Raw genomic sequence first — 22,150 nt, forward strand, 5'->3', positions numbered from 1 at the left:
GGCCACTAGCGTTCCGGCATGGCGCTCATCTACCCCGTCGCGGCCGACCTGCCCGAGCCCGAGGACGGGAGCGAGCCCGACTTCGCCGAGCTCGCCGCGGACCTCTCCGACACCTGGCTGGTCGAGGTCGCGCTGGAGGAGGACGGCGACGACGCCTGCTTCGGCCCGCTGAGCGCCCGCGCCGCCTGGGACCTGGCCGTCGACGTGGACAAGCGGCGACCCGAGTGGCTGGTCTCGGTGGTGCCGCTGCACGTCGCGTGCACGGCCGACGAGCTGGTCACCCTGTTCGACGACGACGAGGACGGCGAGCAGTAGCGGCCGTCCCGCCGTGGCGGGATCGCGCCCGTCCTGGCAGGGGCCAGGTGAGCGCCCGCGGAGGGAACCGGCGGCTGCGTCTCAGCTGCGTCGGTGGCGGAGGTCGCTCAGGTGCTCCGGGCCCCAGGCGATGGCGACCCCGACCAGGGCGAGCAGCCAGTGCATCACGGTGTCCGCCTCGTTGACCCCCAGGAAGTTCAGGTCCGTGAGGACGAGCGCCAGCAGCCCGTACAGGCACTGGACGATGAAGAAGAAGAAGACGACGTGCCCGAAGACGCGGGACGCCCGCAGGGACCGCATGACCGTCAGCCCGGCCACCCCGACGACGAGGTGCAGCACGTTGTGGGCGTGGTTGAGGGCCAGGCCGAGCAGTGCCTCGTCGGTGTTGCCGAAGAGGGGCGTGCCGCTTCCGGCGTGGACCAGCCCGGCCACGCCCAGCGCGACGCTGAACACCCCCACGGCGCCCGCCAGGGCCTGCGGGAAGCTGCCGGGCAGAGACAGGACCCGAGCATCCATGTCCCCTGGTCCTCCCCTCTCGGTGGAGGCGCCGCGCCCGGTCCCGCATCATGCAGGTGCAGGACCTCCCGAACCGGGCCGTCACCCCTCGCGACCGTCATTCGGTAGCCCGGATGCCGGAGCCGAAACGCGCGCGGCACCAACCCGCTCGAGGGCGTGCCTGCCGTCGGGGGAGGACGCTCGCGTGCGCACCGGCCGGACGCGGGCCGCCGGACGACCCGGGCAGCGTCCCCCGAGTGTCGGATCCGGTGGGCCCCGTGGCGCGGCTCACCAGCCGCGGGCGCGCCACTCCGCCAGGTGCGGCCGCTCGGTGCCGAGCGTCGTGTCCTTCCCGTGCCCGGGATAGACCCACGTCTCGTCCGGCAGCGGGCCGAACACCCGCTCCTCGACGTCGCCGAGCAGGCTGGCGAAGCGCTGCGGGTCCTTCTGCGTGTTGCCGACCCCGCCGGGGAACAGGCAGTCGCCGGTGAACAGGTGCGGGCCGGCGTCGCCGGGGCCCCGCCACAGCAGCGCGATGCTGCCCGGCGTGTGGCCGCGCAGGTGGATGACCTCGAGGGCGTGCTCGCCGACGCGGACGGTGTCGCCGTGCTCGACGAGCCGCTCGACCGGCACCGGCAGGTCGCCGGCGTCGGCGGGGTGGGCGACCGTCTGCGCGCCGGTCGCCTCGACGACGTCGGGCAGCGCGCGGTGGTGGTCCCAGTGCCCGTGCGAGGTGACGACCGTGCGCAGGTCGGCGTCCCCGATCAGGCGCAGCAGCGCCTCGGCGTCGGTCGCCGCGTCGATCAGCAGCGCCTCGTTGCTGGCGACGTCGCGCAGCAGGTAGGCGTTGTTGTCCATCTCGCCCACCGCCAGCTTGGACACGACGAGCCCGGGGAGCTCCCGGACGCCGGCGGGGCCGCCCACCTGCACGTCCCCCGTGTACGGACCGCTCATCGAAGGCTCCCTCCGGAAAGTGTCGGCGACCGCGGCTACGGTCCTGGCATGGACGCTAGCGGAGGTCTGCCCGGCTCTCAGGACCGTCGGCTGGTGGGCCTCCCGGCCACCGAGATCGCCGCGCGGGTCCGCGCCGGCGAGGTCTCCGCGGCCGACGTGGTGCGGGCCCACCTGGCCCACCTCGACGAGGTCGAGCCGCGGGTGGGGGCCTTCCGGGTGGTCCGCCGCGAGGCCGCGCTGGCCGAGGCCGCGGCGGTCGACGCGTCGCCGGAGCGGGCCTCCCTGCCGCTGGCGGGGGTGCCGGTCGCGGTCAAGGACAACGTCGCCGTCGCCGGCGAGGTGGCCACCGACGGGTCGGCGGCCTGCCCGCCCGTGCCGGCGACCGAGGACCACCCGGTCGTCGCCCGGCTGCGCGCGGCCGGCGCCGTCGTCGTGGGGATCACCCGGGTCCCGGAGCTGTGCCTCTACGCCTCGACCGACTCCGCGGGGTCGGTCACCCGCAACCCCTGGGACACCGCCCGCTCCCCGGCCGGCAGCTCGGGCGGCAGCGCGGCCGCGGTCGCCGCCGGCGTCGTCCCGATCGCGCACGGCAACGACGGCATGGGCTCGCTGCGGCTGCCGGCCGCCGCGTGCGGCCTGGTCACCGTCAAGCCCGGCCGGGGCGTCTGCCCGGGCGGCATCGGCGCCGACGACTGGTCGGGCATGGCGGTCAACGGCGCGCTCACCACCACCGTCGCCGACCAGGCGCTCGCGCTCGCGGTGCTCGCGGGGGAGGAGCCCGGCGGGGCCCTGCCCGAGCCGGGGCGGCCGCTGACGGTCGCGGTGAGCCTGCGCTCCCCGGTGCCCGGCGTCCGCGCCGACCGGGCCGCCCGGGAGGCGGTCGAGGAGACGGCGGCGCTGCTGCGCGAGGCCGGCCACACCGTCGTCCGGCGCGACCCGGTCATCCCGCTCGACGCGTCGGCCGCGGCGCTGGCCCGGTGGTTCGCCGGGGCGGAGGACGACGCGGCGGCCCTCGGGCTGGACCGGGCGGCGCTCGAGCCGCGCAGCCGCAGCCACGCGCGGGTGGGCCGCTGGGTGCGCCGGCTGGGCCTGGTCCGGCCGGGGCCGGCCGCGCGGTTCCGGGCCCGGACCGAGCGGTTCTTCGCCGACGTCGACGTGCTGCTGACCCCGGTGGTGTCCGGCCCGCCGCTGGCCGCGCGGCCGTGGCACGAGCGCGGGCTGCTGGCCAACCTGACCGCCAACGCGCGGTGGGCGCCGTTCGCCATGCCGTGGAACCTGGCCGGCGTCCCGGCCGCCGTCGTCCCGGCCGGCACGCGGCCGCAGGGGTGGCCCCTGGCGGTCCAGCTCGTGGGCCCCCCGGGAGCCGAGGGACGACTACTCTGGCTGGCAGGAGACCTGGAACGCCGGCGGCCCTGGCGCCGTCACGCGCCGGTCTTCGACCCCCTCGCGTCGCCGGCCGCGGCAGCCGTCTGAGCAGCGCCGCTCCGCACCCCGGCCGACCGACTCCGTACCTCGACCGACAGGACACCCATGGACCGCCTCGTCGTCCGCGGCGCCCGCGAGCACAACCTCAAGGACGTCGACCTCGACCTGCCGCGCGACGCGCTGATCGTCTTCACGGGCCTGTCCGGCTCGGGCAAGTCGAGCCTGGCCTTCGACACGATCTTCGCCGAGGGCCAGCGGCGCTACGTCGAGTCGCTGTCGGCCTACGCCCGGCAGTTCCTCGGGCAGATGGACAAGCCCGACGTCGACTTCATCGAGGGTCTGTCGCCGGCGGTCTCGATCGACCAGAAGTCGACCAACCGCAACCCGCGGTCGACGGTCGGCACGATCACCGAGGTCTACGACTACCTCCGGCTGCTCTACGCCCGCGCCGGCCAGCCGCACTGCCCCAACTGCGGCAAGCCGATCTCCCGGCAGACGCCGCAGCAGATCGTCGACCAGGTCCTCGCCATGGAGGAGGGCACCCGCTTCCAGGTGCTCGCCCCGGTCGTGCGGGCCCGCAAGGGCGAGTACGTCGACCTGTTCAGCTCCCTCCAGACCCAGGGCTTCTCCCGGGTCCGGGTCGACGGCGTGGTCCACCCGCTGACCGAGCCGCCGAAGCTGAAGAAGCAGGAGAAGCACTCGATCGAGGTCATCGTCGACCGGCTCACCGTCAAGGAGAGCGCCAAGCGGCGGCTGACCGACTCGGTGGAGACGGCGCTGGGGCTGGCCGGCGGCCTCGTCGTCCTCGACTTCGTCGACCTCCCCGAGGGCCACCCGCACCGCGAGCGGACCTTCTCCGAGCACCTGGCCTGCGTGGACGACGGGCTGTCGTTCGAGGCGCTGGAGCCGCGCAGCTTCTCCTTCAACTCGCCGTTCGGCGCCTGCCCGGAGTGCACCGGCATCGGCACCCGCAAGGAGGTCGACCCCGACCTCGTGGTGCCCGACCCGACGAAGAGCCTGGCGCAGGGGGCGATCGCGCCGTGGGCCGGCTCGATGAGCAACGAGTACTTCACCCGCCTGCTCACCGGCCTCTCCCAGCAGCTGGGCTTCTCCATGGACGAGCCGTGGGAGCGGCTGCCGGCCAAGGTGCAGAAGGCCGTCCTGCACGGCTCGCCGGACCAGGTGCACGTCCGCTACAAGAACCGCTACGGCCGCGAGCGCAGCTACTACGCCGCGTTCGAGGGCGTGCTGCCGTTCCTCGAGCGCCGGCACGAGGACACCGACAGCGACTACATGCGGGACAAGTACGAGGGCTACATGCGCGACGTGCCCTGCCCCGTCTGCCACGGCACCCGGCTCAAGCCGGAGATCCTCGCCGTCAAGCTCAACGGCCGGTCGATCGCCGAGGTGACCGGGCTGTCGATCGGCGAGGCGTCGGAGTGGCTGAACGCCCTGGAGCTGGGCGAGCGCGAGCGGGCCATCGCCGACCGCGTGCTCAAGGAGATCCAGGCGCGGCTGTCGTTCCTCGTCGACGTCGGCCTGGACTACCTGTCGATGGACCGGCCGGCGGCGACCCTGGCCGGCGGCGAGGCGCAGCGGATCCGGCTGGCCACCCAGATCGGGTCCGGGCTGGTCGGCGTCCTGTACGTCCTCGACGAGCCGTCGATCGGTTTGCACCAGCGGGACAACACCCGGCTGATCGAGACGCTCGTGCGGCTGCGGGACATGGGCAACACCCTCATCGTCGTCGAGCACGACGAGGACACGATCAAGGTCGCCGACTGGGTGGTCGACATCGGCCCGGGCGCCGGCGAGCACGGCGGCGAGGTGGTCGTCAGCGGCACCGTCGCCGACCTGCTGGCCAGCGAGCGGTCGCTCACCGGCCAGTACCTGTCCGGCCGCAAGGAGATCACCGTGCCCGCGGTGCGGCGGCAGCCGACGCCGGGCCGCGAGCTGGTGGTCAAGGGCGCTCGGGAGAACAACCTCAAGGGCGTCGACGTGACGTTCCCGCTCGGCATGCTGGTCGGGGTCACCGGCGTCTCCGGGTCGGGCAAGTCCAGCCTGGTCAACGACATCCTCTACACGGTGCTGGCCAACGAGCTGAACCGCGCCCGCCAGGTGCCCGGCCGGCACCGCACGGTCACCGGCCTGGAGCACCTGGACAAGGTCGTGCACGTCGACCAGTCGCCGATCGGCCGCACCCCGCGGTCGAACCCGGCCACCTACACCGGCGTGTGGGACCAGGTGCGCAAGCTGTTCGCCCAGACCACCGAGGCGAAGATGCGGGGCTACCAGCCCGGCCGGTTCTCCTTCAACGTCAAGGGCGGCCGCTGCGAGGCCTGCTCCGGCGACGGCACGCTGAAGATCGAGATGAACTTCCTGCCGGACGTCTACGTGCCGTGCGAGGTGTGCAAGGGCGCCCGGTTCAACCGGGAGACCCTCGAGGTGCACTACAAGGGCAAGACGGTCGCCGAGGTCCTCGACATGCCGATCGAGGAGGCGGCGGAGTTCTTCGCCGCGATCCCGTCGATCGCCCGCTACCTGCGCACCCTCACCGACGTCGGCCTGGGCTACGTGCGGCTCGGCCAGCCGGCGACCACCCTGTCCGGCGGCGAGGCGCAGCGCGTGAAGCTGGCCAGCGAGCTGCAGAAGCGCAGCAACGGCCGCAGCATCTACGTCCTCGACGAGCCCACCACCGGGCTGCACTTCGAGGACATCCGCAAGCTGCTGCTCGTGCTGCAGGGCCTGGTCGAGAAGGGCAACTCGGTGCTGGTCATCGAGCACAACCTCGACGTGATCAAGAGCTGCGACTGGCTGATCGACATGGGACCCGAGGGCGGCTTCCGCGGCGGCACGGTCGTCGCCGAGGGCCCGCCGGAGTTCGTCGCGACCGTGCCGGAGAGCCACACCGGCCGGTACCTCGTGCCGCTGCTGGACCCGAAGGCGATCGAGGCCGCCGGCGCGCCGAAGAAGCGGGCCCGCAAGAAGGCCAGCTGACGGCGGTCAGCCGCGGCGCCGGCGGAGCAGCAGCGCGGCGGTGACCCCGACGGCCAGCACCGCGACGGCGGCCACCGGCAGCACCCAGCCCGGGGTGCCCTCGTCGGTGGCCGCCGTCTCGGTGACGTCGACGGCCGGATCGGTCTGCTCGGCCGGGGCGGTCGGCTCGATCGTGGGGGTCGGGGCGGCCGACGACGGCGGCGGGGCGGCGCTGGTCGGCGGCGCGGGCGGGGCGAAGTCGAAGCCGAAGGTGCCGTCCAGCGGGTGGCCGTCGGAGCCGGTGACGGTCCAGGCGACGTCGTAGCGCCCGGCCGCGGTCAGCGTGACGGGGACGCGCACGACGGCCCCCTCGACCGCGGCCGCGCCGGTCGCGGCGTCGCCGTCCGGGCCGGTCACCGTCACGTCGGCGCCGAGCACCCGGCCGCCGAAGGTGAGCGTCAGCGCGGCCGGCGCCGTCGTCACGGTGCTGTCGGCGGCCGGGTCGGTCGACTCCAGTCCGGTGTGCGCGGCGGCGGGCGCCGGCGCCGCCAGCAGCAGCGCCGCGGCCGCCAGGACGGCGGCGAGGAGCAGGGCGGGGCGGCGGGCGGACACGGGCACGGGACCTCCAGGCGGGCGGGGTGCCGGCCATCGTGCCCGGCCGGCCCGGCTCACGGGGTGGAGCGGTACCCCATCCGGGGCTCGGTGCGGAGCTACGGGGAGTGCGCCGGGTCCGGCTCGAGCGTGCGGCGCAGCGGGTCGAGCTGCAGTGATCCGGGCCGGCCCGGCGTACGCGGCGGCCCGCTGACCACCGTCCTGTCACCCCCTCGCGGCAGGCTGGCCCGACCAACCCCGGGAGGGCGACATGCAGCGCACCTATCCGCACGGCGTGACCTGCTGGATCGACACCGAGCAGCCCGACCCGGAGGCGGCGGCCCGCTTCTACGCCGGGCTGTTCGGCTGGACGCTGACCGACGCCGTCCCGCCCGGCGCGCCGGGCTCCTACCTGATCGCCACGCTGGAGGGCGCGGACGTCGCCGCGATCGCCCCCTCCGCCGGCGGCGCCGCGGCCTGGCACACCTACGTCGCGGTCGACGACTGCGACGCCACCGCCGCGGCGGTCGCCGCATCCGGCGGCACGGTGACCGCGCCCCCGGCCGACGCGGGCCCCGGCGGCCGGACGGCGGCCTGCGCCGACCCGCACGGCGCGACGTTCCGCCTGTGGCAGGCCCGCCGCCGCCCCGGCGCCCAGCTCACCAACGTGCCGGGCGCCTGGAACTTCTCCGACCTGCACACACCCGACCCGGCGGCGGCGCTGCGCTTCTACGCGCCGCTGTTCGGCTGGCGGGCCGCGGAGCTGCCCGGGGGCGACTGGGAGATGCTGCAGGTCCCCGGGTACGGCGACCACCTCGCCGCCACCGTCGACCCGGGGATCCACGAGCGGCAGGCGTCGGCGCCGCCGGGCTTCGCCGACGTGATCGGCGGTCTCGCCCCGACCGGCGAGGGGGAGCCGCCGCACTGGCACGTCACCTTCACCGTCGGCGACCGGGATGCCGCCGCGGCCACCGCGGAGCGGCTCGGCGGCACCGTGCTGGGCACGGGGGAGGACCCGTGGACCCGCACGGCGCTGGTCCGGGACCCGCAGGGCGCGCGGTTCACCCTCAGCCAGTTCACCCCACCCGACGGCTGGTAGCGCCCCGGCGCCAGAGGCCGTGAGGGAGGGCCGGGGACGACGCGCGCGGGAGGACGGGCGGGCCTACGGTGACCTCGGCACCCTTCCCGAACCCGCTGGAGGTGCTCGTGGCGCTCACGCGCAGGTCGTTCCTGGCCGGCGCCCTGGCCGCGCCCGCGCTGGGCGCGCTCGCATCCTGTGCCGGCACGGTGGTCCGCCCCGGCGACCTCTCCCGGCTGCGCGTCATGGCACCGGCCAGCCCCGGCGGCGGCTGGGACACCACGGCCCGGGTGCTGCAGCGGGTCATCCAGACCAGCGGGCTGGCCCGCAACGTGCAGGTGTTCAACGTGGAGGGCGCCGGCGGCACCATCGGGCTCGGGCAGCTCGCCCGCGAGGACGACGACGCGCTGCTCATGATGATGGGCCTGGTCATGGTCGGCGCCGTCGACACCAACGACTCCGCCACCCGGCTGGACGACGTCACCCCGATCGCCCGGCTGATCGGCGAGCCCGAGCTGATCGTCGCCCCCGCGGACGCGCCCTACGACGACGTCGCCGGCTTCGTGGAGGCGTGGGCGGCCGACCCGCGCGGCACCCCCATCGCCGGCGGCTCGGCCGGTGGCACCGACCAGATCCTCGCCGGCCTGCTCGCCCAGGCGGCCGGCATCGACCCCGCGCAGGTCAACTACATCGCCTACTCCGGCGGCGGGGAGTCCCTGGCCGCGCTGCTGGGCAACCAGGTCGCCGCCGGCATCTCCGGCACGGCCGACTACGGCCCGCAGGTGCAGTCCGGCGACCTGAAGGGGCTCGCCGTCTCCACCCCCGAGCGGTCGGACCAGGTGCCCGACGTGCCCACGCTCGTGGAGTCCGGGTTCGAGGTGGAGGTGTCCAACTGGCGCGGGCTGATGGCCCGGCCGGGCATGAGCGAGGAGGCCCGCGAGGACCTCACCGCGCTCGTCGTCGACGCGCACGACACCGACGAGTGGGCCGAGGCGCTGGAGAACAACGGCTGGGACGACCAGCTGCTGACCGGCGACGACTACGGCGACTTCCTCGCCGAGGAGGAGGAGCGGGTGCGCCAGGTGCTGCAGCAGATCGGGCTGGTCCAGTGAGCACCGCGGCCGACCCCGGCCCGGCGGCCGTTCCCGACCCGGCAGCAGCCCCCGGCACCGGCGGGGCGCCGCCGCAGGGCCGCAGCAACGGCGAGCTGGCGCTCACCGCGCTGCTCCTGGTGCTGGGGCTGTACCTGGTCCTCGACGCGGCCAACATCGCGATCCCCGGGTCGTCGAACACCATCGGCCCGCGCTTCTTCCCCTACCTGATCGGCGGCATGGTCATCGCGACCGCGCTCGCACTCGGCTTCCGGGTCTGGCGCGGCGACCGCGGCCCCGCCGACGAGAGCGAGGACGTCGACCCGACCGCCGGCACCGACTGGCGGGCCGTCGCGGTCGTCGCCGTCGCCTTCCTCGCCCACACGCTGCTGATCAACGTCATCGGCTGGCCGCTGGCCGTGACCCTGATGTTCGCGGCCGTGGCGTGGGCGCTCGGCGCCCGCGGCGTCGTGCGGCCGCTGCTGACCGGGGGGATCACCGCGGTCGTCATCTGGATCGTCTTCGTCAAGGCGCTGGACGTGGCGCTGCCCGGCGGGACGCTCCTCGAGTGGGCCACGAACTGGTTCTGATGGCCCTCTCCGACCTGCTCGGCGGCCTGGCCGACGCGCTCACCCCGGTCAACCTGCTGTTCGCCCTGCTGGGCGTCGTCCTCGGGACGGCGGTCGGCGTGCTGCCCGGCATCGGCCCGGCGATGACCGTGGCGCTGCTGCTGCCGGTCACCTACTCGCTGGAGCCGACCAGCGCGTTCATCATGTTCGCGGGCATCTACTACGGCGGCATGTACGGCGGGTCGACGACGTCGATCCTGCTCAACACCCCGGGCGAGTCCAGCTCGATCATGACCGCGCTCGAGGGCAACAAGATGGCCAAGGCCGGCCGCGGGGCGGCGGCGCTGGCCACGGCGGCGATCGGCTCGTTCGTCGCCGGCACGATCGCCACCCTGCTGCTCGCCCTGGTCGCGCCGACCGTGGTCGACCTGGCCATCGGGATCACCCCGGCCGACTACTTCGCCCTCGCCGTGCTCGCCTTCGTCGCGGTGGCGACGGTGCTGGGCTCCTCGCCGCTGCGCGGGCTGGCCTCGCTCGGCCTCGGCCTGTACCTCGGCCTGGTCGGCACCGACGTCCTCACCGGCCAGGAGCGGTTCACCCTCGGCGTGCCGCAGCTCGCCGACGGCGTCGACGTCGTCGTGGTGGCCGTCGCGCTGTTCGCGGTGGGGGAGGCCCTCTACGTCGCCTCCCGGCTGCGCCGCGGGCCGGTGCAGGTGATGCAGGCCTCGGGCCCCTCCCTGACCCGGCGGGACCTGCGCCGCTCGGTCGGCCCCTGGCTGCGCGGGACGGCGTTCGGCTTCCCGCTCGGCGCCCTGCCCGCCGGCGGCGCGGAGATCCCGACGTTCCTGTCCTACGCGACCGAGCGGAAGCTGACCAAGCACCCGGAGGAGTTCGGCAAGGGGGCGATCGAGGGCGTCGCCGGGCCGGAGGCGGCGAACAACGCGGCGGCCGCCGGCGTGCTCGTGCCGCTGCTCACCCTCGGCCTGCCCACCTCGGCGACGGCGGCGATCATCCTGGCCGCCTTCCAGGGGTACGGCATCCAGCCCGGGCCGACCCTGCTGACCACCGAGTCGAGCCTGGTCTGGACGCTGATCGCCTCGCTGCTGATCGGCAACCTCATGCTGCTGGTGCTCAACCTGCCGCTGGCCGGCGTGTGGGTGAAGCTGCTGCGCATCCCGCGGCCGTACCTGTACGCGGGCATCCTGATGTTCGCCTCGCTGGGCTGCTACGCGGTCAACGCCGACCCGCTGGACCTGGTGATCCTGCTCGTCCTCGGCCTGCTCGGCTTCGCGATGCGCCGGTACGGCTGGCCGGTCGCGCCGGCGGTGATCGGGCTGATCCTCGGGCCGGTGGCCGAGACGAACCTGCGCCGGGCGCTGGCCATCAGCGACGGCGACCTCGGCGTGCTCGTCGACACCTGGTTCAGCCGGGTGGTGCTCGCCCTGGCCGTGCTCGCGCTGGTCGTGCCGATCGTGCTGCGGGCGGTCCGCGGCCGCCGGGCCACGCCCGAGGAGCTGCAGGAGGGCTCCGGGCTGCGGCACCGGGAGCCGGCCGGCGCTGTCCGCGAGGACCGGGAGGGCTGAGTGACCGGGACCGGGCAGCCGACCGTCGTCGTGGGGTACGTGCCCACGCCGCGCGGCGAGGCGGCGCTGGCGCACGGGATCGACGAGGCCCTCCGGCGCGGCGCCCGGCTCGTCGTCGTCAACAGCTCCCTGGGGGACGCCCTCGTCGACGAGGAGTACGTCCAGGGCGCCGAAGCGCGCCGGCTGCGGGACGAGCTGACGGTCAGCGGGGTGCCCGCGGAGCTGCGGCAGCCGATCGGCCGGGACGTCGCCGAGGAGCTCACCGCCACCGTCGCCGAGACCGGCGCCGAGCTCGTGGTGATCGGGCTGCGGCGGCGCAGCGTGGTGGGCAAGTTGCTCACCGGCAGCGCGGCCCAGCGGGTCCTGCTGGAGGTGGACTGCCCGGTGCTCGCCGTCAAGGCGCCCCCGGAGGACCGGCATCCGGAACGCGGGAACGACTTGTGAGAGACGTCACGCGCGGCGTACAGTCCCTGTGACTGACGTCACGGGAGTACCCCTGTGCCGGAAACGAGGAGGCCGCGATGAGCGCGCTCACGCCCGACTGCGACCCGGACATGAGCCACTGCGGGCAGCCGTGGCAGGGCAGGAGCCGGCCCGGTTCGGGGCTGCTCTCCGCCGCGCTGCTCGTCGCCGTCCTCGGCCTCTCCCTGCTCGTCGTCACCAAGGACGTGGTGTCCGACGCGTTCGACCTCGTCGCCGTCCCGGTCGGGCTGCTCGCCGCGGTGGCGCTCCTCCGCCGCGTCGCGCGGCTGGTGGGCCGCGGGGCCTCGGCCGTCGCGGCGCGGATGCCCACGTCCGTCGCGGTGCGCCGCTCGCAGCCCGTCGGGTGACCGCCGGCACCACCTGAGCAGCATCCGGGAGCGGGGTCCGACGGACCCCGCTCCCGTCGCGCGCGCCGGCGGCCGGCAACTGCTGTGACACGCGGTGCGGACGGGTCCCTCACGCGCACGGCGTGTCGGCCCCGCGACCTAGTGTGGGAGGCATGCCCGACCCGTCCTCGTACCGCCCAGCGGTCGGCAGCATCCCCGAGAGCCCGGGGGTCTACAAGTTCCGCGACCCGAACGGCCGGGTCATCTACGTCGGCAAGGCCAAGAGCCTCCGCCAGCGGCTGAACAGCTACTTCGCCGACGTCGCGGGCCTGCACCCGCGGACCCGGCAGATGGTCACCACCGCGGCCGCCGTCGAGTGGACCGTCGTCGGCACCGAGGTCGAGGCCCTCCAGCTCGAGTACAACTGGATCAAGGAGTTCGACCCGCGGTTCAACGTCCGCTACCGCGACGACAAGAGCTACCCGTCGCTGGCCGTGACGCTGAACGAGGAGTACCCCCGGCTGCAGGTCATGCGCGGCCCCAAGCGCAAGGGCGTGCGGTACTTCGGCCCCTACGCCCACGCCTGGGCGATCCGCGAGACGCTCGACACGCTGACCCGTGTCTTCCCCGCGCGCACCTGCTCCACCGGGGTGTTCAAGCGGGCCGGGCAGATCGGCCGTCCCTGCCTGCTCGGCTACATCGGCAAGTGCGCGGCGCCCTGCGTCGGCCGGGTGAGCGCCGAGGAGCACCGGCGGATCGTCGAGGACTTCTGCGACTTCATGGCCGGCCGCACCGACCTCATGGTCAAGCGCCTGGAGCGCGAGATGGCCGAGGCCGCCGAGGCGATGGAGTACGAGAAGGCCGCCCGGCTGCGCGACGACCTCGGCGCCCTCAACCGGGCCATGGAGAAGCAGGCCGTCGTCCTGGGCGACGGCACCGACGCCGACGTCGTCGCATTCGCCCAGGACGAGCTGGAGGCCGCCGTGCAGGTCTTCCACGTCCGCGGCGGCCGGGTCCGCGGGCAGCGCGGCTGGATCATCGACAAGGTCGAGGAGATCGGCACCGGCGAGCTCGTGGAGCAGTTCCTGCTCCAGGTGTACGGCGGCGTCGACGAGCAGACCGGCACGTTCGAGGCGGGCGAGACCGTCCCGAAGGAGGTGCTGGTCCCCGAGCTGCCGGCCGACGCCGACGTGTACGAGGAGCTGCTCAGCGAGCTGCGCGGCAGCCGGGTGAGCCTGCGGGTGCCGCAGCGGGGGGACAAGCGCTCGCTGCTGGAGACCGTGGAACGCAACGCCAAAGAGGCCTTCGCGCGGCACCGGGTGAAGCGCTCGAGCGACCTCACGGCGCGCTCGCTGGCGCTGTCGGAGCTGCAGGAGGCCCTCGAGCTGCCCGAGGCGCCGCTGCGGATCGAGTGCATCGACGTCTCGCACGTGCAGGGCACCAACGTCGTCGCGTCGATGGTGGTCTTCGAGGACGGCCTGGCGAAGAAGTCGGACTACCGGCGCTTCTCCGTCACCCACGGGACCGACGACACCGCCGCGATGGCCGAGGTCGTCCGGCGGCGCTTCGCCCGGCACCTCAAGGAGGAGGCCGACCGTGGTGGACAGCAGGGCGCAGGGACATGGGACAGGGCCGCGGAGGAGGGGCGGCCGCGCCGCTTCGCCTACCCGCCCAACCTGCTCGTCGTCGACGGCGGCGCCCCGCAGGTGGCCGCGGCCGCCCGGTCCCTCGACGAGCTCGGCGTCGTCGACGTCGCCGTCTGCGGGCTGGCCAAGCGGATGGAGGAGGTGTGGCTGCCGAACGAGACCGACCCGGTGATCCTGCCGCGCACCTCCGAGGCGCTGTACCTGCTGCAGCGCGTGCGCGACGAGGCCCACCGCTTCGCGATCACGTACCACCGGCAGAAGCGCTCGGCCAGCATGCTGGTCTCCCTGTTGGACGACGTCCCCGGCCTGGGCGACACGCGGCGGAAGGCGCTGATGAAGCGGTTCGGCTCACTGAAGCGGCTGCGCGCCGCCTCCCTGGAGGAGCTCATGGAGGTGCCCGGCATCGGCCGGCGGACGGCGGAGGCGGTCATGGCCGCGGTGGCCGACCCGGCCGGGCAGGCCGAGCAGCCGCCCGAGGAACAGGTCGAGCCCGAGGAGAGCACCCTCGCGCCCGAGGGCCCGGCCGAGCGGGGCACCCCGACGCCGGACGCCGGCGGCACCGCCGAGGTGGGCCGCGTCGCCGGGGTGTCCGGCATCGCCGGGGTCGCGTCGTGACGTATCCCCCCGAGGGCGGCAGCGGGCCGCAGCGGGACGTCGCGCCGTCGGTCGACCCCACGACCACCGAGACCGCGCCGCTGGACGTCGTCGTCGTCACCGGGCTGTCCGGTGCCGGGAAGAACACGGCCGGCCGGGTCCTGGAGGACCTGGGCTTCTACGTCGTCGACAACCTGCCGCCGGCGCTGCTGCAGCCCATGGTCGAGCTCGGCGCCCGCGGCGACCTGCGCCGCTTCGCCGCGATCGTCGACGTGCGCAGCCGGGCCTTCTCCAGCGACCTCCAGGAGTCGATCCGGGCGCTGGCCACCGCCGGCCACCGGCCGCGGGTGCTGTACGTGCACGCCCGCGACGAGGTGCTGGTCCGCCGCTACGAGTCCAACCGCCGCGAGCACCCGCTGCAGGGCAGCGGTCGGCTCAGCGACGGCATCGCCGCCGAGCGGGCGCTGCTCACCGGCATCGCCGGCGACGCCGACCTGTGGATCGACACCAGCGACCTCAACGTGCACCAGCTGCGGGCGACGCTGGAGAACGCGTTCGCCCGCGAGGGGCAGGCGCCGCCGCTGACGGCGACCGTGCTGAGCTTCGGCTTCAAGTACGGGATCCCGCTCGACGCCGACCTGGTCGTCGACGCCCGCTTCCTGCCCAACCCGCACTGGGTGCCCGAGCTGCGCGCGCACACCGGCAAGGACGCGGACGTGCGCGACTACGTGCTCGGCCAGCACGACGCCGGCCCGTTCCTGGACCGCTACACCGACGTGCTGCGGCTGCTGATCCCCGGCTACCGCCGCGAGGGCAAGCGCTACCTGACCCTCGCCGTGGGCTGCACCGGCGGCAAGCACCGCAGCGTCGCGATCGCCGAGGAGTTCGCCCGCCGGCTGGCCGCCGACGGCGTGCAGGCCGTGGCCCAGCACCGCGACCTGGGGCGCGAGTAGTGGGCGGGCCGACCCCGCCCGCGGAGGGCCCGCGGGTCGTCGCGTTCGGCGGCGGGCACGGGCTGGCCGCCGCCCTGGGGGCGTGGCGGCGGCTCACCCCGGAGCTGACGGCCGTGGTGACCGTGGCCGACGACGGCGGCTCCTCCGGCCGGATCCGCCGGGAGATGCCCGTGCTGCCGCCCGGTGACCTGCGGATGGCCCTGGCCGCCCTCGCCGACGGCGACGGCCGGCGGGCGGAGATGACCGCGCTGCTGCAGCACCGGCTGGGCGGCACCGGCGTGCTCGCCGGGCACCCGGTCGGCAACCTGGTGCTCACCGGCCTGGTCGAGCTGCACGGCGGCGACACCGTCCGGGCGCTGGACAGCCTGTGCGAGCTGCTCGGCACCTGCGGCCGGGTGCTGCCGATGGCCGACGTCCCGCTGGACCTGGTGGCGCGGGTGGAGACGGTCGACCCGGACGACCCGGCGCGCACCCGCACCATCCGCGGGCAGGTGGCCATCGCCTCCACCCCCGGCCGGGTGCGCGACATCCTGGTCTCGCCGGCGGACCCGCCGGTGCACGCCGCGGTGCTCGACGCGATCGCCGCCGCCGACGTCGTCTCGCTGGGGCCGGGCTCCTGGTACACGTCGGTGCTGCCGCACCTGCTGGTGCCGCGGCTGCGCGCGGCGCTGGCCGCCAGCCGCGCGCGCGTCGTCGTCGTGCTCAACCTGGAGCCGCAGCCGGGGGAGACGGACGGGTTCTCCCCGGAGGAGCACCTGCGGGTGCTGCAGGCGCACCTGGGCGGAGTGGCGCTGCACACCGTGATCGCCGATGTCGACTCGGTGGTTGACCGCTGTGGTCTCCTGTCAGCGGTGCAGAAGTGCGGTGCGGAGCTGGTGCTCGCTCCGGTGGCCGAGCCGGGGGGCGCGCCACGGCACGACCCCGAGCGCCTCGCGGCCGCGCTCGCCGGCGTGCTGCGGGCGGGCTGACGGATGGCGGTCGGGGGCCAGCAACCGGGAGGATCCGGTGTCGTAACGGACCGATCCGTGCGGGGACGGACGGACGAGGGGGAGGGGACGCCGTACATGGCGCCTGACTGGGCAGCGACCCGAGGGGCGGGCACGGCGTCCCTCGCACTGCTGGGGGAGGACGAGGTGGGGATGACCCCTGGGGGAACGGACGGTCCAGCGGAGACCGGTCGGGGGTGGACGACGTGGCGATGACGGCGATGGTCAAGGACGAGCTCTCCCGCGTGGAGTGCTCGAAGACCTCCGAGCGCAAGGCGGAGGTCACCGCGCTGCTGCGCTTCTCCGGGGGCCTGCACATCGTGGGCGGCCGGGTGGTGATCGAGGCCGAGCTGGACACCGGCTCGGTGGCCCGCCGGCTGCGCCGCGACATCAGCGAGGTCTACGGCTACACCAGCGGCGTCAGCGTGCTCGCCGGCGGCAACATCCGCCGCGGCGTCCGCTACCTGGTCCGCATCGCCAAGCACGGCGAGGGCCTGGCCCGGCAGACCGGCCTGGTCGACCAGCGCGGCCGCCCGGTCCGCGGGCTGCCGCCGTCGGTCGTCTCCGGCGGCATCGGCGACGCCGAGGCCGCCTGGCGCGGCGCGTTCCTCGCCCACGGCTCGCTCACCGAGCCCGGCCGGTCCTCCTCCCTCGAGGTCACCTGCCCGGGGCCGGAGGCGGCCATGGCGCTCGTCGGGGCCGCCCGCCGGCTGGGGATCGCCGCCAAGGCCCGCGAGGTGCGCGGCGCCGACCGGGTCGTCGTCCGCGACGGGGACGCGATCAGCGCGCTGCTCACCCGCATGGGCGCGCACGACGCCGTCCTCCAGTGGGAGGAGCGGCGGATGCGCCGCGAGGTCCGGGCCACGGCGAACCGGCTCGCCAACTTCGACGACGCCAACCTCCGCCGGTCCGCCCGCGCGGCCGTGGCCGCCAGCGCGCGCGTGGAGCGGGCACTGGAGATCCTCGGCACGGAGGCGCCCGAGCACCTGCTGGTCGCCGGCCGGCTCCGGCTGGAGCACGGGCAGGCCTCGCTGGAGGAGCTGGGCCAGCGGGCCGACCCGCCGATGACCAAGGACGCCGTCGCCGGCCGGATCCGGCGGCTGCTCGCGATGGCAGACAAGCGGGCCAAGGACCTGGGCATCCCCGACACGGAGTCGGTCGTCACCGACGACATGCTCGCCCAGTAGCCGCGCCGCGCACCGGATCTCCCCCCGCCGGGGGAGATCCGGTGCAGCCCCCTCCTCCCGGCGCCGATGCCCCCGGTGAGCAGCGGGCCACCCGGGCGCCCGCGGGCCGAGGGGACGGGGATGTCGTTGCAGCCGTGGTGGCCGGCGTTCGCCTGCGCGGCGGTCGTGGCCGTCGTCACCGGGTCGCTGGCCTGGCGGCGCCGCGCGCGCACCCCGGCGGCGACCGCCCTGGCGGTCACGATGGCCGGGATCGCCGTGTGGTCGGCCGCCGACGCCCTCGTCTACGGGCTCGACGCCGAGCCCGTGCGCGTCGCCTTCCCGGCGGTGCTCATGGCCGCTGTCGGGCTCGTGGTGGCCGGCGTCTACGTGCTGGCCCGGACCCTCGCCGACCCCTCCTGGCGGCTGCGCCCCCGGACGGTCGCCCTGCTCGCGGTGGAGCCGCTGCTCGTCGTCCTCGCGGCCGTCCTGCCGGCCACCTCCGCGCTGGTCATGTCCCGACCCGGGGCCGGCGCGGTCACCGAGGTCGACTTCGGGCCGGTGTTCCTGGCCCACACCGGCTACTCCTACCTGCTCCTCGGCATCGCCTACCTGCACCTGGCCCGCCGGTGGCGGACGGCGACCGACGTCTTCCGCCGCCAGATCGGCGTCCTGCTGGGCGCCGCGTTGCTGTCGACCGTGGGCAACGTCGTCACGGTGGCCGCGCAGAACGACGGGCACGGCGCCGACGTCACGCCGCTGTTCTTCCTGGTCACCGGCCTGGTGAACTGCTGGGCGATCTTCCGGCTGGGGCTGCTGCGGCTGGTGCCGGTCGCCCGCGAGCAGGTCGTCGACACCGTCCCGGACGCCGTCCTCGTCGTCGACCCCGAGGAGCGGGTCATCGACCTCAACCCCGCGGCCGTCCGGATGCTGGAGCGGCTGCGCCCCGGCGTGGGCGCGAACGTCGTCGGCCGCGGCCTGCACGAGGTGGCCGGACCGGCCGCCGCCGGGGTCCTCGACCGGACCGCCGACACGGACGGCCACCGCCTCGCCGAGGTCGCGCCGGGCCTGTGGCTGGACGTGCGCGGGTCCGAGGTCGCCGACGCGCGCGGGCGCCCGCTGGGACGCATCGTCGTGGTGCGCGACGTCAGCGAGGAGCACGGCCGGCGGCTGGCCGTGGAACGGCTCAACCAGGAGCTCGCCGATCAGGTGGCGGAGGTCGAGCGGCTGCGCGCCGTGCTCGCGGAGGAGGCCGTGCGGGACCCCCTCACCGGCCTGCACAACCGCCGGCACCTGGACCGGGTCCTCGCCACCGACCTGGCCGGGGCGACGGCCCGGCGCCCGGTGAGCGTGCTGCTCGTCGACGTCGACCACTTCAAGGCGGTCAACGACCGGCACGGCCACGCCACCGGCGACCGGGTGCTGCAGGCGGTCGCCCGGGTGCTCGCCGAGGCCGCCCGCGCCGACGACACGGTCGCGCGGCTCGGCGGCGAGGAGTTCGTCGTCGTCCTGCCGGGTGCCGGTCGCGGGGAGGCGGCGGAGCGGGCGGAGTCGATCCGCCGCCGGTGCGCCGCGCTGCCGCACGAGGGGCCCGCCGGCACCCCCGCCGTCACCGTGAGCGTCGGCGTCGCGGAGGGCCCGCACGACGGCGCCGACCCGGCCGGCCTGCTGGCCCGCGCCGACGAGGCCGTCTACGCGGCGAAGGCGGCCGGGCGCGACCGCGTCGTCGTGGCGTCCCCCGCGGCGCCCCGGGCCACCGCGGTGCCCGTGGGCTGAGCCCGAACGGGCGGCCGGGAGGCGCCGGCGACCCGGCCCGATAGGGTCGACGCCGACGCGCGGCCGGGCGCCCCGCACGGCCGCCGCCGCAGTCGACGGATCTCGGGAGGTCCAGCAGTGACGGTACGGGTCGGCATCAACGGGTTCGGGCGCATCGGCCGCAACTTCTGGCGGGCCGCCGCCGCGAGCGGCAAGGACATCGAGATCGTGGCGGTGAACGACCTCACCAGCCCGGCGACCCTCGCCCACCTGCTCAAGTACGACAGCATCCTGGGCGTCCTGCCCGAGGACGTCGAGGCGACCGACGACGGCATCAAGGCCGGCGGCGCCACCATCAAGGTGCTCTCCGAGCGCGACCCCGCCGCCCTGCCCTGGGGCGACCTGGGCGTCGACGTCGTCGTCGAGTCCACCGGCTTCTTCACCAAGGCCGACGACGCCCGCAAGCACGTCGACGCCGGTGGCGCCAAGAAGGTGATCATCTCGGCGCCGGCCTCCGGTGACGACCTCACCATCGTCATGGGCGTCAACCACGAGAAGTACGACGGCTCGCAGACGATCATCAGCAACGCGTCCTGCACGACGAACTGCCTGGCGCCGCTGGCCAAGGTGCTGCACGACGCCTTCGGCATCGAGCGCGGCCTGATGACGACGATCCACGCCTACACCGCCGACCAGAACCTGCAGGACGGCCCGCACAAGGACCTGCGCCGCGCCCGCGCCGCCGCGCTGAACATGGTGCCGACCTCGACCGGCGCCGCGAAGGCCATCGGCCTGGTGCTGCCCGAGCTCAACGGCAAGCTCGACGGCTACGCCGTCCGCGTCCCGGTGCCCACCGGCTCGGCCACCGACCTGACCGTGCAGGTGACCCGCGAGGCCACCGCCGACCAGATCGACGCCGCTTACCGCGAGGCCGCCGACGGCCCGCTCAAGGGCTACCTGAAGTACACGAACGCGCCGATCGTCTCGAGCGACATCGTCACCGACCCGTCGTCGTGCATCTACGACGCCGGCCTGACCAAGGTCTTCGGGCCGATGGTCAAGGTGCTCGGCTGGTACGACAACGAGTGGGGCTACTCCAACCGGCTGGTCGACTCTGTCGAGCTCGTCGGCGCCTCCCTCTGACGCGGACGATGCGCTCCCTCGACGACCTCCTGACCGAGGGCGTCTCGGGCCGGCGCGTGCTCGTGCGCGCCGACCTGAACGTCCCGCTGGACAAGACCACCCGGGCGATCACCGACGACGGTCGGATCCGCGCCAGCCTGCCCACCCTGCAGGCGCTGCGGGACGGCGGCGCCCGCGTCGTCGTCGCCGCCCACCTGGGCCGGCCCAAGGGCGCCCCGGACCCGCAGTTCTCCCTCGCCCCGGTGGCCGCGCGGCTCGGCGAGCTGCTCGGCGCCGAGGTGCCGCTGGCCGCCGACGTGGCCGGGGACGACGCCCGCGCCCGGGCCGCCGCCCTCGGCGAGGGCGACGTGCTGCTGCTGGAGAACGTCCGGTTCGAGGCGGCCGAGACGGCCGAGGACGACGCCGAGCGCGGCGAGCTCGCCGACCGGCTGGCGGCGCTGGCCGACGTGTACGTCGACGACGCGTTCGGCGCGGTGCACCGCAAGCACGCGTCGGTCTACGACGTCGCGCTGCGGCTGCCGCACGTGGCCGGGCGGCTGGTCGCGCAGGAGCTCGACGTCCTGCGCCGGCTCACCGAGGACCCGGAGCGGCCCTACGTCGTCGTCCTCGGCGGGTCCAAGGTCAGCGACAAGCTGGCGGTCATCGAGGCGCTGCTGCCCAAGGTCGACCGGCTGCTGGTCGGCGGCGGGATGTGCTTCACCTTCCTGGCCGCCCAGGGCCACGGCGTCGGCAGCTCGCTGCTCGAGGCCGACCAGGTCGACACCTGCCGGCGGCTGCTGGCCGAGGCGGGCGACCGGATCGTGCTGCCGGTCGACGTCGTCGCCGCCTCGGCGTTCAGCGCCGACGCGGAGACCGCCGTCGTCGCCGCCGACGCGATCCCCGACGACCGGATGGGCCTGGACGTCGGCCCGCGGACCGTCGAGGCCTTCGGCCGCGAGCTGGGCGACGCGCGCACGGTGTTCTGGAACGGCCCGATGGGCGTGTTCGAGCTCGCGCCGTTCCAGGCCGGCACCCGCGGGGTGGCGCAGGCCGTCGCCGCGGTCGCCGGCCTGTCGGTGGTCGGCGGCGGCGACTCGGCCGCCGCCGTCCGGCAGCTGGGGCTGGACGAGGCCGCCTACGGCCACATCAGCACCGGCGGTGGCGCGTCGCTGGAGTACCTGGAGGGCCGGGAGCTCCCGGGCCTGGCGGTGCTCGCGGACGGGGCCGCCTGATGGCCCGCACCCCCGCCCCGGCCCCGCGCCAGGGCCGGCGGCCGCTGATCGCCGGCAACTGGAAGATGCACCTGACGCACCTGGAGGCCATCGGCCTGGTGCAGAAGCTGGTGTTCTCCCTCAAGGAGCCGCAGCTGCAGGCCGCCGAGGTCGTCGTCGTGCCGCCGTTCACCGCGCTGCGCAGCGTGCAGACCCTGGTGGCCGGCGACAAGCTGGAGGTCGGCTACGGCGCCCAGGACCTGTCGCTGCACGACTCCGGCGCCTACACCGGCGAGGTCAGCGGCGCGATGCTCGCCGCGCTCGCCTGCACCTACGTCGTGGTCGGGCACTCCGAGCGGCGCGCGCTGCACGGCGAGGACGACGCCGTCGTCGCCGGCAAGGTGCGGGCGGCGCAGCGGCACGGCCTGGTGCCGATCCTCTGCGTCGGCGAGGGGCTGGAGGTGCGCCGCGCCGGCGGGCACGTCGGCCACTGCACCGGCCAGCTCGACGCCGCGCTGGAGGGGCTGACCGCCGAGCAGGTGCAGGCCGTCGTCATCGCCTACGAGCCGGTGTGGGCGATCGGCACCGGCGAGGTGGCCACCCCGGAGGACGCGCAGGAGGTCTGTGCCGCACTCCGCTCCCGGCTCGCCGAGCGTTTCGGCCCGGAGACGGCCGCCGTCGTCCGTATCCTGTACGGCGGGTCGGTGAAGGCCGCCAACACGGCCGGGATCCTGGCCGGGCCGGACGTCGACGGTGCGCTCGTCGGCGGCGCCAGCCTGGACGCCGACGAGTTCGCGCAGATCTGTCGGATCGCCGCCGACGGCAGCTGACCGC

The 22,150-nt window shown here is 75.1% G+C and carries 20 protein-coding genes; 17 read left to right on the top strand and 3 right to left on the bottom strand.

Annotation, left to right across the window (positions count from 1 at the left end; all coding sequences use genetic code 11):
• Positions 1–18: 18 nt before the first annotated feature.
• On the top strand, positions 19–315 hold the full coding sequence (locus tag ACI79F_RS18680) for a hypothetical protein (RefSeq protein WP_456543246.1): 297 nt from the start codon (positions 19–21) through the stop codon (positions 313–315).
• Positions 316–396: 81 nt separating this feature from the next.
• Here ACI79F_RS18680 and ACI79F_RS18685 read toward each other — a convergent pair whose 3' ends face one another.
• Complete coding sequence (locus tag ACI79F_RS18685; protein WP_456543245.1) at positions 397–831, bottom strand: DUF4383 domain-containing protein; 435 nt, start codon at positions 829–831, stop codon at positions 397–399.
• A 267-nt stretch (positions 832–1,098) separates the two neighbouring features.
• Positions 1,099–1,764 (bottom strand): MBL fold metallo-hydrolase, encoded by a 666-nt coding sequence (locus ACI79F_RS18690; protein ID WP_456543244.1) that lies wholly within the window; start codon positions 1,762–1,764, stop codon positions 1,099–1,101.
• A gap of 93 nt (positions 1,765–1,857) precedes the next feature.
• Between ACI79F_RS18690 and ACI79F_RS18695 the strand changes: the two genes are divergently transcribed.
• Together ACI79F_RS18695 and uvrA are read left to right on the top strand one after the other, a co-directional pair.
• The gene (locus ACI79F_RS18695; protein ID WP_456543243.1) at positions 1,858–3,237 is read left to right on the top strand and encodes an amidase; all 1,380 of its coding nucleotides are present in this window, start codon (positions 1,858–1,860) and stop codon (positions 3,235–3,237) included.
• 57 nt (positions 3,238–3,294) lie between these two features.
• Positions 3,295–6,186 carry an excinuclease ABC subunit UvrA gene (uvrA, locus tag ACI79F_RS18700; protein WP_456543242.1) on the top strand — a complete coding sequence of 964 codons (2,892 nt, stop codon included), beginning with the start codon at positions 3,295–3,297 and terminating at the stop codon, positions 6,184–6,186.
• Positions 6,187–6,192: 6 nt separating this feature from the next.
• Here uvrA and ACI79F_RS18705 read toward each other — a convergent pair whose 3' ends face one another.
• Positions 6,193–6,783, bottom strand: a complete 591-nt coding sequence (locus ACI79F_RS18705; RefSeq protein ID WP_456543241.1) for a copper resistance CopC family protein — start codon at positions 6,781–6,783, stop codon at positions 6,193–6,195.
• A 244-nt stretch (positions 6,784–7,027) separates the two neighbouring features.
• Between ACI79F_RS18705 and ACI79F_RS18710 the strand changes: the two genes are divergently transcribed.
• From ACI79F_RS18710 to tpiA, 14 genes are all read left to right on the top strand, one after another.
• A complete protein-coding gene (locus ACI79F_RS18710) occupies positions 7,028–7,855 on the top strand; it encodes a VOC family protein (RefSeq protein WP_456543240.1) in 828 nt (275 codons plus the stop codon).
• Positions 7,856–7,923: 68 nt separating this feature from the next.
• Positions 7,924–8,946 (top strand): Bug family tripartite tricarboxylate transporter substrate binding protein, encoded by a 1,023-nt coding sequence (locus tag ACI79F_RS18715; protein ID WP_456543239.1) that lies wholly within the window; start codon positions 7,924–7,926, stop codon positions 8,944–8,946.
• Complete coding sequence (locus tag ACI79F_RS18720; protein ID WP_456543238.1) at positions 8,943–9,515, top strand: tripartite tricarboxylate transporter TctB family protein; 573 nt, start codon at positions 8,943–8,945, stop codon at positions 9,513–9,515. Before ACI79F_RS18715 ends, ACI79F_RS18720 begins: the two co-directional genes overlap by 4 nt.
• A complete protein-coding gene (locus ACI79F_RS18725) occupies positions 9,515–11,077 on the top strand; it encodes a tripartite tricarboxylate transporter permease (RefSeq protein WP_456543237.1) in 1,563 nt (520 codons plus the stop codon). Before ACI79F_RS18720 ends, ACI79F_RS18725 begins: the two co-directional genes overlap by 1 nt.
• Positions 11,078–11,521, top strand: a complete 444-nt coding sequence (locus ACI79F_RS18730; protein ID WP_456543236.1) for a universal stress protein — start codon at positions 11,078–11,080, stop codon at positions 11,519–11,521.
• A gap of 77 nt (positions 11,522–11,598) precedes the next feature.
• Positions 11,599–11,907, top strand: a complete 309-nt coding sequence (locus ACI79F_RS18735) for a hypothetical protein (RefSeq protein WP_456543235.1) — start codon at positions 11,599–11,601, stop codon at positions 11,905–11,907.
• Positions 11,908–12,059: 152 nt separating this feature from the next.
• Entirely contained in the window at positions 12,060–14,147 is a 2,088-nt protein-coding gene (gene uvrC / locus ACI79F_RS18740) for an excinuclease ABC subunit UvrC (protein WP_456543234.1), read from the top strand.
• Positions 14,144–15,079 carry an RNase adapter RapZ gene (gene rapZ / locus ACI79F_RS18745; RefSeq protein WP_456543233.1) on the top strand — a complete coding sequence of 312 codons (936 nt, stop codon included), beginning with the start codon at positions 14,144–14,146 and terminating at the stop codon, positions 15,077–15,079. Before uvrC ends, rapZ begins: the two co-directional genes overlap by 4 nt.
• Complete coding sequence (locus ACI79F_RS18750) at positions 15,079–16,047, top strand: gluconeogenesis factor YvcK family protein (protein WP_456543232.1); 969 nt, start codon at positions 15,079–15,081, stop codon at positions 16,045–16,047. The genes rapZ and ACI79F_RS18750 overlap by 1 nt, the downstream gene beginning before the upstream one ends.
• Positions 16,048–16,262: 215 nt before the next feature.
• Complete coding sequence (whiA, locus tag ACI79F_RS18755) at positions 16,263–17,252, top strand: DNA-binding protein WhiA (protein ID WP_456543231.1); 990 nt, start codon at positions 16,263–16,265, stop codon at positions 17,250–17,252.
• A 120-nt stretch (positions 17,253–17,372) separates the two neighbouring features.
• On the top strand, positions 17,373–19,004 hold the full coding sequence (locus tag ACI79F_RS18760; RefSeq protein ID WP_456543230.1) for a histidine kinase N-terminal 7TM domain-containing diguanylate cyclase: 1,632 nt from the start codon (positions 17,373–17,375) through the stop codon (positions 19,002–19,004).
• A gap of 117 nt (positions 19,005–19,121) precedes the next feature.
• Positions 19,122–20,126: a type I glyceraldehyde-3-phosphate dehydrogenase gene (gene gap, locus ACI79F_RS18765; RefSeq protein ID WP_456543229.1), complete on the top strand. Its 1,005-nt coding sequence runs from the start codon at positions 19,122–19,124 to the stop codon at positions 20,124–20,126.
• An 8-nt stretch (positions 20,127–20,134) separates the two neighbouring features.
• Positions 20,135–21,337 (top strand): phosphoglycerate kinase, encoded by a 1,203-nt coding sequence (locus ACI79F_RS18770; protein ID WP_456543228.1) that lies wholly within the window; start codon positions 20,135–20,137, stop codon positions 21,335–21,337.
• On the top strand, positions 21,337–22,146 hold the full coding sequence (gene tpiA / locus ACI79F_RS18775) for a triose-phosphate isomerase (RefSeq protein ID WP_456543227.1): 810 nt from the start codon (positions 21,337–21,339) through the stop codon (positions 22,144–22,146). The genes ACI79F_RS18770 and tpiA overlap by 1 nt, the downstream gene beginning before the upstream one ends.
• Positions 22,147–22,150: the final 4 nt, after the last annotated feature.

It is taken from the genome of Blastococcus sp. SYSU D00868, from assembly GCF_054050575.1.